Source organism: Candidatus Fukatsuia endosymbiont of Tuberolachnus salignus, assembly GCF_964030845.1.
GTDB classification, from domain to species: Bacteria; Pseudomonadota; Gammaproteobacteria; order Enterobacterales; family Enterobacteriaceae; genus Fukatsuia; species Fukatsuia symbiotica.
Map to the genome: position 1 here is coordinate 411922 of NZ_OZ034983.1, position 14753 is coordinate 426674.

General features: G+C 46.1%; 11 protein-coding genes and 4 pseudogenes. 9 read left to right on the plus strand and 6 right to left on the minus strand.

Translation table 11 applies throughout. From position 1 onward, the window contains the following. The first annotated feature begins 310 nt into the window (after positions 1 to 310). The 4 genes and pseudogenes from AAHH42_RS02100 to AAHH42_RS02115 form a co-directional block, all read left to right on the plus strand. Positions 311 to 1771: an AMP-binding protein gene (locus AAHH42_RS02100; RefSeq protein WP_342221584.1), complete on the plus strand. Its 1461-nt coding sequence runs from the start codon at positions 311 to 313 to the stop codon at positions 1769 to 1771. Positions 1772 to 2321: 550 nt separating this feature from the next. Beyond that, on the plus strand, positions 2322 to 3380 hold the full coding sequence (gene ltrA / locus AAHH42_RS02105; RefSeq protein ID WP_342221585.1) for a group II intron reverse transcriptase/maturase: 1059 nt from the start codon (positions 2322 to 2324) through the stop codon (positions 3378 to 3380). A 171-nt stretch (positions 3381 to 3551) separates the two neighbouring features. Then, positions 3552 to 4526 (plus strand): IS110 family transposase, encoded by a 975-nt coding sequence (locus AAHH42_RS02110; RefSeq protein ID WP_342221038.1) that lies wholly within the window; start codon positions 3552 to 3554, stop codon positions 4524 to 4526. A gap of 17 nt (positions 4527 to 4543) precedes the next feature. Beyond that, a pseudogene (locus AAHH42_RS02115) lies at positions 4544 to 4807 on the plus strand (IS481 family transposase); the annotation flags it as partial. Positions 4808 to 4816: 9 nt separating this feature from the next. Here the strand turns inward: AAHH42_RS02115 and AAHH42_RS02120 are convergent. After that, positions 4817 to 5839, minus strand: coding sequence for an IS630 family transposase (locus AAHH42_RS02120; RefSeq protein WP_342221993.1), 1023 nt, complete (start codon positions 5837 to 5839; stop codon positions 4817 to 4819). A gap of 61 nt (positions 5840 to 5900) precedes the next feature. Between AAHH42_RS02120 and AAHH42_RS02125 the strand changes: the two are divergent. Next, positions 5901 to 6366 (plus strand): annotated as a pseudogene (locus tag AAHH42_RS02125) (integrase core domain-containing protein); the annotation flags it as partial. Between the two features lie 102 nt (positions 6367 to 6468). Here the strand turns inward: AAHH42_RS02125 and AAHH42_RS02130 are convergent. From AAHH42_RS02130 to AAHH42_RS02150, 5 genes are all read right to left on the minus strand, one after another. Then, positions 6469 to 9240, minus strand: coding sequence for a phage tail tape measure protein (locus AAHH42_RS02130; RefSeq protein ID WP_342221586.1), 2772 nt, complete (start codon positions 9238 to 9240; stop codon positions 6469 to 6471). After that, on the minus strand, positions 9233 to 9352 hold the full coding sequence (locus AAHH42_RS02135) for a GpE family phage tail protein (protein WP_342221587.1): 120 nt from the start codon (positions 9350 to 9352) through the stop codon (positions 9233 to 9235). Before AAHH42_RS02135 ends, AAHH42_RS02130 begins: the two co-directional genes overlap by 8 nt. 14 nt (positions 9353 to 9366) lie before the next feature. Beyond that, entirely contained in the window at positions 9367 to 9717 is a 351-nt protein-coding gene (locus tag AAHH42_RS02140) for a phage tail assembly protein (protein ID WP_342221588.1), read from the minus strand. A gap of 96 nt (positions 9718 to 9813) precedes the next feature. Then, complete coding sequence (locus tag AAHH42_RS02145; RefSeq protein ID WP_119797556.1) at positions 9814 to 10329, minus strand: phage major tail tube protein; 516 nt, start codon at positions 10327 to 10329, stop codon at positions 9814 to 9816. Positions 10330 to 10342: 13 nt separating this feature from the next. Continuing rightward, positions 10343 to 11512 carry a phage tail sheath protein gene (locus AAHH42_RS02150; protein WP_342221335.1) on the minus strand — a complete coding sequence of 390 codons (1170 nt, stop codon included), beginning with the start codon at positions 11510 to 11512 and terminating at the stop codon, positions 10343 to 10345. Positions 11513 to 11829: 317 nt separating this feature from the next. On the opposite strand from AAHH42_RS02150, the pseudogene AAHH42_RS02155 reads away from it, so the two are divergent. The 4 genes and pseudogenes from AAHH42_RS02155 to AAHH42_RS02170 all read left to right on the plus strand — a co-directional run bounded on the left by AAHH42_RS02155 (position 11830) and on the right by AAHH42_RS02170 (position 14542). Further along, positions 11830 to 12192: pseudogene (locus AAHH42_RS02155) on the plus strand (GtrA family protein). Next, entirely contained in the window at positions 12189 to 13124 is a 936-nt protein-coding gene (locus AAHH42_RS02160) for a glycosyltransferase family 2 protein (protein WP_342221589.1), read from the plus strand. Before AAHH42_RS02155 ends, AAHH42_RS02160 begins: the two are co-directional and overlap by 4 nt. A 101-nt stretch (positions 13125 to 13225) precedes the next feature. After that, positions 13226 to 14017 (plus strand): annotated as a pseudogene (locus AAHH42_RS02165) (glucosyltransferase domain-containing protein); the annotation flags it as partial. 186 nt (positions 14018 to 14203) lie between these two features. Beyond that, entirely contained in the window at positions 14204 to 14542 is a 339-nt protein-coding gene (locus tag AAHH42_RS02170; RefSeq protein ID WP_342222100.1) for a hypothetical protein, read from the plus strand. Positions 14543 to 14753 lie beyond the last annotated feature (211 nt).

A 14753-nucleotide genomic window follows, 5' to 3' on the forward strand; every position in this document is an offset into this window, starting at 1 on the left:
GAAGAGGAAAAAATGGGCAAAAAAGCGCGGTTTACTCTTTGTATACAACAAAAAGGGAATCAATGAGCATTTTGAGCGTGTTTTTGACGAATTACTTGACCAAAATACGGCGATCACAAGAGATTTCGAACAAGTTATAAACAATATTTTCCATCAGGTGGATATATTACACAGCGGTTGCTGCGCTCCAGGCGCCTTGACTTCGCAGCACTCGTGACGGTTTTGTAAGAAGTTTAATTAATTGGCAAGCAAATAGCCGATGACTTAGCAGAACTTAAGTCGGTCAGAAGTGAAAAAAGGAAGCCAACCAATGATAACTCAATTTATACAAAGTGATAAACGAACTGCTCCATTAGATGGCCTTTCTTATGTGCGTGGTTCGACCAATATTCCCTTGAGTGACGCCACTATTTGGCGTTTTCTTGACGAGACAGTTTCAAAATTTTCCGATCATCCTGCCATTATTTTTCGAGAACAGAATATTCGCTGGACATGGCGTCAATTCGCCGAACAAGTCGACATACTCGCAAGCGGATTACTAGGGTTAGGAGTGAATATTAAAGACCGTGTTGGTATTTGGTCTGCAAATCGCTTTGAATGGTTACTGACACAGTTTGCAACAGCACGAATTGGTGCAATTCTAGTGAATATCAATCAAGCATACCTTGAATTAGAACTTGAGTATGCCCTGAATAAAGTCGACTGTAAGGTTTTGATCTTGTCACCCCATGCCAAGGCGTCGAAAATACTCCAATCTTTAGCACCGGAACTAATCGATTCACAGCCTGGCGCTTTAAGCGTGGCTCGTTTACCACATTTACGTGTTGTAATCAGAATGGGCGGGCAGGTAACACCAGGAATGTTTAGATTCCAAGACGTGATGGCACAAGGTCGAGAATCGTTGGATATCAGCCAACTGAATGAAGTAGAAGCTCGGTTAGCAGCACAGGATCCCATCAATATTCAGTTTACCAGTGGAACAACAGGTCATCCCAAAGGGGCGACTCTGACACATCACAACATCGTCAACAATGCTCGCTATTCAGCACTGGCGATAAATCTGAAGGAAACCGACTCGCTTTGTATTCCCTTGCCTCTGTATCACTGCATGGGTATGGTACTTTCCGTGTTGGTCTGTGTTTCTACGGGAGCAACTATGGTGTTTCCTGGTGAAATCTTTGACGCAGAGGCTACACTTTCTGCCATCAGTGAGGAGCGTTGCAGCGCGGTGCACGGCGTACCAACGATGTTTATCACCGAACTTGGACATCCACATTTTGATAGATATGATCTGGGCCACCTGCGAACTGGGATCATGGCAGGTGCAATCTTTTCAGTTGAAACGATAAAGCGCATCGTTAGCAAGATGCATATGAACCAGATCACGATTGCTTACGGCATGACAGAAACCAGCCCACTTTCATTCCAAAGCGACATTGCGGATCCTATCGATAAGCTCACTACTACTGTCGGGCGTATTCATCCGCATCTGGAAGTAAAGATCGTCAATAAAGAAGGTAAAATTGTACCACTTACTGAAATCGGGGAGCTATGTACCCGTGGATATTCAGTGATGAGGGGGTATTGGGCTGATGAAAAAGCAACAAATAAGGCAATTATAGATGGATGGATGCACTCGGGTGATCTTGCTACAATTGACATCGATGGATATTGCAGCATTGTCGGTAGGCTGACAGACATGCTGATTCGTGGTGGAGAGAACATATATCCACGTGAAGTTGAAGATATTCTATTCCGAGCGGTTCGCTAAGCTGCTCAGTTTCTTGCAGGTGCGAGTCCTGCTGCAATAATTGGTTAGTTTGATTGCGTAGCTATGGCGTACATGTGGAAGGCGACTGAAACATGGAAGCAACGCCGGATAAACGTTGCCCCTGACCCAGTCCGTGGGCGCGCGCAAGCACACAGCCCGTAACGAAAGTGAACCTGAACAAGCCTCGTAAATGTCAGCCACACGGCAATGCTGGGAGAGTGTGGTGTAGGGTGGTTCCGCCGAGCCTTTGGAATGGGGGCGAAGGTCATCGAGTTCTAGTGGATTAACTAACCACTTGAAGCTAGAACGGGAACTCGGGGTATTGAGGATGGGATGTGCGCATAGAACTGAGCGGAACGAACGAGACCTCTACCCGTCGTGGTTTAACCCACCGCGTAATTGAAGATATAAGGTAACCGCCGAAGTTCGAATAGACGCGGGATAGAGGAGTCGGAGGAGGCCATAGTACTGTTGATGATGAGGACAACATAACCTCGTCGGAGAGAAGGGCCTCTGCTTCTGTCATGCTATTTTTTGTAGGAGGCATTACGTGATTGCGAAAGCTGAAAACACGTCGCTAGAAAGAGTGCGAGTACTGCAACGAAAGTTATACCTAGCAGCCAAGACGAATCCAACACGGAAATTCGGCGTGCTGTATGACAAGGTGTGTCAGATCGATGTGTTATGGATGGCCTACAAGCAAGTCCGAGCCAACAAAGGTGCCCCAGGCATCGACCAGCAGACTTTTGAAGTCATTGAAAAGGAAGTTGGAGTTGGGTCATTCTTGGCTGAAATCCAAACAAAACTCATGGAAAAGAGGTACACGCCTCTGCCGGTCAAACGGGTGTACATCCCCAAGGCTGACGGAACGCAAAGACCTCTAGGCATTCCCGTTATCGCAGATCGTGTTGTTCAGGCAGCGGTGAAAATTGTTATCGAACCTCTTTTTGAGGCTACCTTCAAGGATTGCTCGTATGGCTTCCGGCCTCGGAAGAATGCACAACAAGCATTGCGGGAAATCTACAAGTGGCTGAATTTCAAGTGCCACTGGGTGGTAGATGCGGATTTGAAGTCGTACTTTGACACAATTCCGCACTATAAATTACTGCTGTCCGTTCGAACCAGAGTCATTGATCGCTCGGTTGTAAAGCTGATCGAGATGTGGCTTAAAGCTGGAGCGATGGAAGAGATGAAAATCCGGAAGGAGACGACCGGTACGCCGCAAGGGGGAGTAATTTCTCCCTTGCTCGCTAATCTCTACCTGCACTGGCTTGATTCGACGTGGGAGAAAAAGGCGTTCGGTAAACGTCCGCATGATGCTCATATCGTGCGATATGCCGACGATTTTGTGATTTTGTGCAGCAAGCGCCCGGAGTTTTATCTGGATCAGGCCAAGAAAGTCTTAGACCGACTTGGGTTGACGCTTAATGCCAAGAAAACGCGGATAGTTAATGCCATGAAAGAGCCGTTTGACTTTCTAGGTCACAGGTTCGCAGTTCAACCATCGAAAGTGACGGGCGAGTTGAAGACCTTTTACTATCCGACTCCCAAGGCTATGAAGTCTTATATCTTGATTATTAACTTTCAAAGGTTGATGATCCCCAACTGATCATTGGGATGTCACCGGAGAGTTTGTTTGCGCCCTTAGGCTTAAAGCTTGTGCAGTCAGATAAAACCCCGGTGACATATTTATCGTCGCCTGTAAGACCGAACGGTATCTTGTGCTAAGAGCACGTATTTATAAGGAAGGTCGGGGCGATCATTTAATTATCTGTTTTTCATGGGAGAATCAGCCATGGACAAGACCGCAGTGGGTATTGATGTTGCCAAATTAAAATTCGATGTTGCAGTGTGGGTAGAGAGAAAAAAGTATAAAACAAAAGCATTCCCGAATACCCCCTCTGGATTTAGCCAACTACTGAAATGGCTTATCCCTTACGGGGATTGTCATATTTGTCTCGAAGCCACAGGGAGTTACAGTGTTCCACTGGCTATGTTCTTAGTTGATAATGGCATTGACGTCAGCCTAGAAAACCCATCACGTATTCATGCCTTTGGTGAGAGTGAACTGAGTCGGAACAAGACGGATCAGGGGGATGCAAAAATGATAGTGCGCTACTGCGCACTGCATACACCTGTCCTCTGGACTCCTCCTCCCTTGAGCGAACGTCAATTAACCGCGCTAGTACGCCATCTAAAGAGTTTAGAGGAAATGAGGCAAATGCAAGAAAATCGGCAATCAGTGGCTGACGATGTCGTTCAATCCTCACTGCTTGAAATCATTTCTGCACTTAAACAACAAATCCAGGCCACCAAAGAAAAAATAAAAAACCATATCGATAACGATCCTGACTTAAAGAAAAATAAAGCGTTGCTGGAGAGTATTCCTGGTATCGGTGAAATACTAAGTGCCAGTTTGCTGGCGTATGTGGGTAATGTGTCAAAATTCACTAACAGTAAGGCAGTGGTGGCCTATGCCGGGCTTAACCCAAAACTTTGTGAATCAGGTTTATTTAAAGGACGGAGCCGCCTATCAAAACGGGGTCATACCGAGCTCAGGAAAGCGTTGTATATGCCCGCTCTGGCTGCCCTTTCTTGTAATCCGATAGTGAAAGCACAGTGGCAACGACTCGTATCACGCCATAAAGGGGGTAAAATGGGCGTCTGTGCGGCAATGCGCAAATTACTCCAACTGGCGTATGGTGTGCTGAAATCAGGCATCCCATTCGATACAAAAATAGCACTTGCATCATGATGGGCAAGACGGTATCTGACCTGGAAAATATCAAGAAACGCCTTTCTGCCTTGGAAGCCAAAGTAGCGCAGGAGGGGTACTTACTGACGGAAGCCCAACTGCAAGCATTAGAAAAAGTGCAGGATAAACGAGAAGCTCATGGACAAATTGAAACGCAACATCCGGGCTATCTCGGCTCTCAGGATACTTACTACGTGGGGCACATTAAAGGTGTGGGTAAAATTTATCAGCAGACCTTTGTTGATACCTATTCCAGAGTCGCTTTTGCCAAGGTCTATACCCAAGTGAAATCAAGATGCAGGATTTAGCGCCTGGCAATTATCGTTTAAGCGAGATACCAGAGAACTTGCCATTTGTGGTAGCTTCACCTCAAAGAAGTTTAAGATATCGTTCTTAAAACTCTGTTTAGATGGGTAATATCTATTGTTTCGTGTTTGCTCATTCATCACCTTCCACAATCGCTCTATCGGGTTTAGATTCGGGCTATACGGCGGAAGGTAATGAAGCTGGATATTCAACGTAAGCGCGGCGTCTTGCACAAGCTGTGAACGGTGATAGCCTGCACCCTCGAGGATCACATGTGCCGTTGTCGTGATGGGATAATGCGCGCGAATGGCAGACAGGAAGTGAACCACATTTTCGCTGTTAATCGTCTCATCATCACGGATTATGGGGTTAGCCACATTCTGGATGTTCAAGGCTCCCATGATATTCAACCGCGTTCTGCTCCCGGTGGTCTCTATCGTTTTATCCTGGCCTTTTCGTATCCAGCCGTAGCTTATTTTTGCGGCTTGTGTCGGATGAACGGCATCAATAAACAGTATGGGGTCATTACCCGCGGCGTCTTTCAATTCGCTGTAGGTCTTTATAAATTGCTGCTGTTTCTCAACGGCAAATTTATGCGGAACACCTTTCGGCTTTTTATAGCTAAAGCCCTGCTGCTTCAACCCTTTATACAGACCTGATACGGTAAAGGTGATGTTCCAGCGTCCAGCGATATAGGCCACAATTTGGTGATTGTGGTGGTAGAGCGGCTGGGTGAGATGTTCAACCAGCGACGTGGTCTGTTCCGCATTGAGATAGCCATCGGAGCCGCCATTTTCAGGCTTGAGCTTGTTGAGTTTATGATAGTCTGTAAGGTGGCGCCGCACCGTGGTTTCATTAATGAGCTGTGAGTGAGCAATCATAGGGGGAGTCCAGCCGTCTGCGGACAACAAAACACACCGGATCCTGTCACAGACACGGCGGTCATGGCTTTGACGATGTTGGGCTTCGAGGGTAATTTTCTGGTCAGCAGTCAGCTCTATTTTCATGGCTATGAGCATGATCCTTATCGACTTCAAAATCAAGCATCTTCATTGATCACGGGTATAGACAGAGAAAAATGCCTTGGTTGCCGCAGATATGTTAAACGATCAGGTGCTGCCATTACATGATGAGCAAGCGGTTCCCTTATTGCGTATCCTGACCGACAGAGGGTCAGAATACTCGGGGAAAAAGGAAACCCATGCGTATCAGCTTTACCTGGAGCTAGAAGATATCGAGCATACGCGGACCAAGGCATACAGCCCGCAGACTAATGGTATCTGTGAGCGGTTTCATAAGACGATGAAAAATGAAGGCTATGACGTGATGTTTCGGCGTAAAATTTATTCATCATTGGAAGACATTCAGCAAGACATCGATAAATGGCTCGCATTCTACAACAGAGAGCGACCTCATTCAGGCTGGTATTGTTATGGCAAAACCCCCTGGGAAACTTGGATTGCATCAAAAGAGTTAGTAAAAGAAAAACAACTCGATAATTTATTTGAACCATCGCACACTCAGACTACTCTGACAAATTCGATCGCTTAGCTTGTGTCTGTCAGGTTAAGTTTGAGCTACTACATTTTAACATAAAGACAAACATCCCTAATGCCATCATCATGTTGCTGTTTCCTTAATCATTATCCTGGTAGAGGCTGTTGACTTGTGCTCTGGCTCGGCGCTCTCGGGCATCTAGCTGACGGGTGACTTCCCGCGCGATATCCTGTGGGCTGTGGTTGGGCTGGGTGATGATCTGGATCGGGGCATGAATCGATACCGGTGTGGTTTGATGGTAAGTGGCATCAGTAACCGAGTGGGTGCGATACTGTGTCGCCGGTAAGCTTTGGGGGTGTAGCGGTGCTGCGGTGGCCTGATAGCCGGTTAACATCATGCTAGCTGTTGCCGCCAACGCAGCGGTTTTTTTACGGCTGGTGATGTGCGCAGAACCGGAGACGATTTCTGCCCCTTTCTCACCGACAATACCCCATTTTCCCCGTGGAATATGACCCCCTGTGTCGTATTGTCCTGTGTAGCTCCCTTTATACGATTGGTAAAGCGGGGCGGTGTAATGAGGGCGAGGCCGTACGGGTTGTGTGGCCGCTATCTGGGGTAATTTTGTGGATTTGGCTTCAATCACGCCCAATTTTTCCAGTAACCATGACACACCTTCCCTTAACCGTTTGAGCGGCGTCAGAGCGAGCGTGATACCTGCGGCTAAAGCGTCGCCAAATTTTTCCCCCTTGGCAGCCGCCGTATCCAATGCTTGCGCACTGGCGGTGATTGGACTGAGCAGCTCGCTCAACCCGCCAAACAGCGCCCTGATTTTTTCTGTCAGCCAGTCAAATAGCGGTTGTAATGGAGCAAACGCCTCTTTAATCGGCGCGACGGCTTGCCTAAATCCTTCGACCCGTCCACGTAAGAATGCCGTCATCGGCTGCCAGTAACGGGTTAAGGTGAGTGCCGTGCCCGCTATCGCTGCTATAACGAGTCCCATCGGACTCAGTAACCCTATTAGCGCAGCAGAGAGTAGACGTAGACCGGTTTGCAGTAATGGCAACGAGGAACGCGCCAGCCAGGCAACCCGCTGGCCTGTTTTGTGTAATCCATGAGATAACACGGGTAACAGTCGTATCCCCAGTACGGAAAAGGTTAATTTTAACACTGCCAGCGGGGCTAACAAGGCTGCCACCGATAAGGCCAGCGTCGCAACACCGACGGTGAACACGGCCAGCACAGTGGCGATTTTCATGAGGGTGGCGGCCAGTTTCGGATTGGCTTCTACCCAATCGCGTATTTTGCGGGTGACGGCTTTCATTTTCGCTATGATGCCCAGCAGTGGACTGCGCAGGGTTTCGCCCAGACTGCTGAAGGTGTTATGTGCGCTGGTTTTGAGCAGCAGCCATTGTGCAGAGAGTGAGTCTTTGTCAATCTCCGATTCCCGTTGCATGGAACCGGTCGCTTTTTGACTGCGGGTGAGGGCGAGCTGGCGGCTGAATTCTTCAATATTGAGCCCCAGTTTGGTGGCATCATCGCCAAACTGTTTACCAAAAATCTGCGTCATATTAACTAATTGCTGGTCTTTGGGCAGTGTTGTGATTTTAGCCAACACTGTTTGCAAGGTACCCACCGCATCATAAGCAATACCCCGTTGCAGCGCCTTCCCGTCGAGGCCCAGGCGGTCAATCGCCTCTTGAAAGTCTTTGGCTTTGATGGTGGCTATCCCTAGTTCACGCACCATCGCTTTGCTGGCGCTGGCGGCAATTTCGGGGGTGGCACCCAGCGACAAGAAAGCGGAACCCAAGGCAGCGGCTTGCCTGAAATCCATTTTATCGGCCACATCGCCCATCCGTTTGAGCACATCGATGATGTCTGCCCCTTTAGATTGGGTGTTATCATCCAAAAAATTGAGGGTATCGCCCAAGGCTTCAATGTTTTTGATCGGAATTTTATACAATCCGGCGATTTTTCCCAGGTCTTCTGCCAGTTCACCGGCCGGTAATTCAAACGCTTTGGCGGCTGTGCAGGCAAAATTGAGCAGGTTATCTTTTTGCTCTTGCCATGAGGCGCTACCCTGCGTGACGCCCATGCGGGCACCCCCTTCCACCAACGCGGCAAAATCAACGGCACCCTGTTCCATCGGTTGCTGTTCTGCTGTGTCTTTGATGGCCTTTTGCAGCTCATGGAACCGTAAAGTACGCTGGCCGTTGTCGTCACGTAAGCCACTGACCTGTTTGGCAACCCCTTTCATCGCATCTTCAATATCACGGTAGCGTTTTACCGTAGCCAGCACCGGCAGGCCCATCGCGATGCCGGCTCCCGTTGCCGCCACGCCCGCGCCTACCAGTCGATGACGGGTGTCACGCAGCCTATTGTAACGGGCTTTGGCGGCTGTCAGCCGTTGTTGCTGGTCTGCCGCCTGTTTGAGTCGGCGTGTCTGTTGTTGTAAACGTTGCGTGTAACGGTCCGTTTCTCTGCTGATACGCGCTGTCGCCCCGGCACTGTCTTTTGCGGATATCCCCATGCGGTGGAGTTCAGCCCGTAATTGCTGTAACTGTTGGGTTTCACTGCGTTGCTTCTGTTCTAGCTGACTGACGGCTTTCCATTGTGCGTCTAAGGCTTTGGTCTGTTTTTTCGTCGGCGAGGTTAACCCTGACATGTCCCGCGTCATCAGCTGGGCGTTGAGACGGGCGCTGCCTAATTCAGTGGACACTTTTTTCAGCGAGCCTTGCAGCGCATGAAAGGCGGTGAGTTTGCTTCCTGCCGCATTTAACCGCCCCAGGGCATCGCGCGAGGATTTCACCGCTGCGGCCAGCTTGTGATGACTGGCCTGCATCGTTTTGAGCGGGCGGGTTACTTTGTCTACCGCACTCATCACCACCTGTAATCTGAGGTTTTTGTCACTCATCTTTTGCACCACTGCGAATAATGGCTTTCTCACGCCAATCGAATAATTCGGTTAATGTCATGCTACCCATGACGGACGGCGGCCAGTGAAAAAGCATCGCAATGTCGGCCATTAAATCTTCTACCGTTAATCGGGCGGGAAACTGGATTTCACCGACTTCGGTAACAAAAAATAAATCAGTTCAACACTGAGGCGATACAAATCCCCCGGGTCGAGTGCCATGATGTCACTGTGTGTGAGTGACGGTGTGGTTACTCGTGGTAAGACGATCATCAGTGCATCGACATCGGTTTCAAGTAACGCCTGAATTTTTGCCCCGCGTAAGGCACCTGCCAAGGGTTTACGCACCGTGATGTCATTGAGTGTGCTCTCCCCTCTGACCAGCGGGGTATCCAGTGTCACGGTGGCTGCGGTTTTATTTTCTTCCGATGTGGTGATAATAACATCGTTGTTTTGTGTTGCCGTGGGTTTGCTCATGTTTTGCTCCAGAAATAAACAGAAATGCGATCAGGTTCGCAGACTGCAATGTAACGCCCTTTAAGAATGTGTTTGCCGTGCGAGGCAAACCCCGATTTACAGACCGATTGCCCGTCGGTGTTCTTGCAATAAATCGTTGCCATTCGAGATTTCAATCATATTGAGGGTGTCAATTTCGACAATCACCTCGTTATTTATCGTCAATTTGTAGTAGGTGTTTTTTGATGAAATCTTGGTCTGTGAGTTATCGCCCTGTTTGTAGTCACCGCTGTCAATTTCCTGATGACGCCCGCGCGTCACTATCTCGATGGATGTGATGTCACCGCTATCATCGCGTTGCAATGAACCGGCGAAGCGCAGTTGCACGCCGTCGATTTTAGCACTGCCCCATTGTCGGTAAAGCTGGGCTTCAACACCACCAATTGTCCACTCCATGTCGATTGCGCCTTCTTCCAGCCCTAAATCAATTTTAGCGCTGCCGTTCATGCCACCACCACGGTAGTCTTCCAGTTTGCGTACCAGTTTGGGCAAGGTGATCGATTCAACAACGCCTTGATAATTATCGCCGTCGTTAAACAGGTTGAAATATTTGAGTTTGCGTGGTAATGCCATAGTGTCCCCCCCCTTAAGTGCCCTGTTGTGCCAGATTGATAAGATAACGATCAGTAATGCGTTGACGGAGCAGCAGATTTTCCAGTGGGGGCACCGGTGTGTAGTCGTAATCAATCACCAGTTTTCCGGCCTTAAGGGCGTCTTTGTCGTTGCGGGTTTCATCGAACCAGCAGCTACCGTCGATAAGATGACCCGCTGATTTCAGTGTGCGAAAGGTGGCGCTGATGCTTTCCACGATATCCTTGATTAATGAGGGATGTATCGGTTTGTCTACTGCCCACAGGTGTGCATCCGCTAAGGTATCGGCCAGCACCTGTGCCGTGCGGGTGTAATTTTCAAACTGAAACAGCGGGTCATCAGAGCAGGTACGTGACCCCCAAAAGCGGTAGCCGTCTTTGCGGATCAGCGTGGTAACGGCATGCTGATTCAAGAGATTGGCATCGGTCGCGCTGTTTTGTAAATCCCAATAGACATCGGCAGAAATGCCGGTGACACCGTTGATACCGACGTTAGAAAGCGTTTTGTGCCAACCGGTTTGCTGGTCGATTTTTGCTCGCAGCCCGAGCGCACGCGCGGTAGCAAAGGCGGTGGTTTCCGCGTGGGTGACGCTGTCCCAGCTGAGAAAATCAGACCAAATCAGCATAGCTTCACGTTGGCTGAAATTTTTGCGGTAATGGATGGCCTCTTCTTTGGTTTTACAGCCGTAAGCACTGAGGTAAGCGAACCCTCGCAAGCGTTGGGCAAGGGCAACCAGTTCGCTGGCAACGGCCTGGGTGTCATGACCCGGAACGCCTAAAATACGCGGTGTCACCCCACATTGGCCTTGGGCGGCGAGCAAGGCGTTGAGGCCGGTTTTGCGCCCCTCAGGGGTGCTGCCTCCGATGATATTCGAAGTCGTTTCGGCTTCATTGTCCCCCTGTGCGACACGAACCACCACAGTGAGTGGCTGAGTTTGATCACTGATGGCCTCCAATGCTCGGGCTAAGGTGCCGGTTTCACCGGCTTTGCCACTGGCGGTGAGGACATCGGTGAGCAGGATCGGGGTATTCAGTGGGAAAGTTTTTGCATCGGCATCGTCAGCGGTACAGACCATGCCGACAATCGCGGTGCTAATAGGGGTGACGGTGCGGGTGCCTTGGTTGATTTCCTGCACACTGACACCGTGATGATAAGCTTGCGCCATGGGGCGGATCTCCGGTTACGATTTCCGCTAGTGTGAGGGGTTTTGCTGTGGTTTGCAGGGGAGTGACCTTGTGTGAGGGAGGGAACAATCTTTTATGGAACTACCCAAGTATCACGCAGCTGTATTCATAGCAGGCGCCATGTAACGTAATCGCTTTCTTTAATAAATAGTATTTAATATTAATATGTTATCGTTAAATTTCATAATCAACTTATATGGCGACTACTATATGAAACGACAGTAGAATGCTACAGGGATATCCTTTTGAATTGAATAGAGCTAAGATCACCGTTCTTTCTTCTATAAAAATACTTTACATGTTGAAATTATTCACCCGCTACGGATTAGTTGGCATAGTTAACACTATACTCCATTAGCTTATTTTCTTTTTTCTTCATTTTGTAGCACACATCGAACAAGCATTAAGTAACCTTGGCGCGTTCTGTTCGGCGGTAACTTTTTCCTTCTTTGCTAACGCGCGTTATACATTCAACGCTGAAGCTACAATTACCCGTTACATGATTTACATAGCCTCTATGGGTACCATGAGTATCGCTGTAGGTACTACTGCAGACAAACTAAACCTACCCCCTCTATTCACCCTCATCAGCTTTTCTGTTGTTAGTTTAATTTGTGGATTTTTCTATTCTAAATTCATTGTTTTTAGGAGTAAAAAATGAAGATATCTTTGGTGGTTCCTGTCTTCAATGAAGAAGATACAATCCCACTGTTCTATCAGGCAGTACGTAATTTTAAGCCTTTGGCTCAATATGAAATTGAAATTATATTTATTAATGACGGTAGCCAGGATAAAACTTCCTACGTTGCTGGTATGTTATTAGTCACTGATCCACTCGTCACTCTCGTTAACTTCTCACGAAATTTTGGTAAGGAAGCCGCTCTTTTTGCAGGGCTTGAATATGCAACCGGGGATGCAGTTATCCCTATTGATGTTGACTTACAAGATCCCCTTGATGTTATCCCTATGCTGATTAAAAAATGGGAGAGCGGTGCTGATGTTGTGTTGGCTAAGAGAACCGAACGCCACACAGATGGCTATTTCAAACGTCGTAGTGCTGAAATGTTTTATAAATTACACAACAAAATATCTCACCCAAAAATAGAAGAGAACGTAGGCGATTTTCGTTTAATGTCTCGTAAAGTAGTTAAAGAAATTACACGTCTCCCAGAACGGAATCTATTCATGAAAGGCATATTGAGTTGGGTTGGTTTCAGAACGGAAATTGTAGAGTATAGCCGAGCGGAACGTATTGCTGGTGTAAGTAAGTTTAATGGTTGGAAACTATGGAACCTTGCTTTAGAAGGGATCACTTCATTCTCAACTTTCCCACTGCGTATTTGGACATACCTAGGATTCTGGGTATCTGGATTTGCTTTTATTTATTCAGTATGGATGGTGCTTGATAAGATCATATGGGGAAATCCAGTGCCTGGATATCCTTCTCTTATGACAGCCATTCTTTTCCTCGGTGGTATTCAACTCATTGGTATCGGGATGCTTGGTGAGTATATTGGTAGAATTTACCTAGAAAGTAAAAATAGACCACGTTATATAATAGAAAGCATTGAAAAAGGTGAAGAAGTAAAATGAAGGATAGTAAAAATATTATTTTTTATACAGTGCTCACATTGACATACATATTTCCATTAATTATATCAAATGTATATTACATTGATGACATGAGCAGAGCTATGCGCGGGTATGGTTGGGATGGTGATGGGAGAATTCTAGCAACTTCACTGATGGAAATCATTTCTCTTGGCACTGATATAACCAATTTATTTCCTTATACCAATATTCTAGCGGCACTTATATTTACAGCTTCAGGGTATCTAACTTGCAAAATATCAGGAATAGAAAACCACGCAAAAATAAAAATATGTTCTTTAATTCTTTTGGTTAGCCCATTTATCTTGGAGAACCTGTCATATCGTTATGATTCCCTACCCATGTCAATATCAGTAATAGCCTGTATTTTTCCGTTTTTATTTAGTAAAAATATATATTTATTTATATCCTTGTCAGTAATAGGACTGTTAATTTCAATACTAACATATCAGGCTTCTATTATAATCTACCCTATGCTATGTATCATTAGATCAATGCGGGATTCTATCGATAATAAATTCTCAGAAGTTATTAGAAATATATTTTTATCAATAACAAGTTTTTTTATTTTTATTTTGGCATTTAAAATAATTGAGACATTATTTTCAATAGAATTTGGAAACAGAAATACTTTAGTTTTTTCTACAGAGTACCCGTTTGAATTAATAAAAAATAATATAATAAAAGCAATCAATACCCTGTCGATATTAAACAATGGAATATTAAAATTCCATATATATGGATTATTTTTATTAACATCTTTGTCTGTTATTTTCTTTTCCTGTTCACAGGCAAAAATTAAAAATAAAATAATGTCAATATTATTACTATTGACACTACCAGTTACAAGCATATTAATTCCCGTACTTCTTGCTTCTACATGGTGGACAGCAAGGGTGTTTATTGGCATCCCATTTGTTATATATGGATTTTTAATTTTCATTTCGAGACTATCAGAAAAAACATGCACATATATCGGTGTTTTTATTTTCATTACAGCATTACCCATAATGTCTACTTACTCGAATGCTTTGTTATCACAGAATAAGTACGAATTAAATATGGCAAGTGCTATTTTTAGTAGACTTGAAATTAAAAATCAAAAGATAACTGTTGACGGGAGTTCACCTCAATCACCTGAGGCATTGCTTGCTAAAAAAAATTTTCCATTTCTTGGTAAAATAATACATGTTTATATGTCAAACGGATGGAATTGGGGAGGTCGGTTATTAGAACTCAATGGTATAATACCCCTAGGACATTATGTAGTAGGTGAGGAAAGAGAAATGATCGTTAATAAAAAATGTCTGATCCCTATCACCCATAGTAATAACTATTACATCATTAGAAGTGATTTAAAAAATGTCCTCATAGATTTCAACAAACAACAATGTAATTAAATGAACCATTCCACTCAGCAGGCTGGAGTAACGTAACGAATTCAAGCGACTCCAGTGTGTAAATCGGTAGTCACTTAGGATTTTTATTTTTTTGCTCTAGATAGTAGATAAAGTACTCACACATGCTGCCCATCATATAGCAGGGGCGATATAGCATGGTGGCATTTAGTGAATATCCCCCGGCAAAGCCGGGAGATTACCTGATTTTATT

Bases quoted from the DNA above. Each gene is read 5' to 3' on its own strand.
- AAHH42_RS02170 (WP_342222100.1), top strand. From the start codon at position 14,204: ATGGCAAGTGCTATTTTTAGTAGACTTGAAATTAAAAATCAAAAGATA.
- AAHH42_RS02140 (WP_342221588.1), bottom strand. From the start codon at position 9,717: ATGAGCAAACCCACGGCAACACAAAACAACGATGTTATTATCACCACA.
- AAHH42_RS02145 (WP_119797556.1), bottom strand. From the start codon at position 10,329: ATGGCATTACCACGCAAACTCAAATATTTCAACCTGTTTAACGACGGC.
- AAHH42_RS02150 (WP_342221335.1), bottom strand. From the start codon at position 11,512: ATGGCGCAAGCTTATCATCACGGTGTCAGTGTGCAGGAAATCAACCAA.
- AAHH42_RS02160 (WP_342221589.1), top strand. From the start codon at position 12,189: ATGAAGATATCTTTGGTGGTTCCTGTCTTCAATGAAGAAGATACAATC.
- AAHH42_RS02110 (WP_342221038.1), top strand. From the start codon at position 3,552: ATGGGAGAATCAGCCATGGACAAGACCGCAGTGGGTATTGATGTTGCC.
- AAHH42_RS02135 (WP_342221587.1), bottom strand. From the start codon at position 9,352: ATGGCCGACATTGCGATGCTTTTTCACTGGCCGCCGTCCGTCATGGGT.
- AAHH42_RS02120 (WP_342221993.1), bottom strand. From the start codon at position 5,839: ATGAAAATAGAGCTGACTGCTGACCAGAAAATTACCCTCGAAGCCCAA.
- AAHH42_RS02130 (WP_342221586.1), bottom strand. From the start codon at position 9,240: ATGAGTGACAAAAACCTCAGATTACAGGTGGTGATGAGTGCGGTAGAC.
- AAHH42_RS02100 (WP_342221584.1), top strand. From the start codon at position 311: ATGATAACTCAATTTATACAAAGTGATAAACGAACTGCTCCATTAGAT.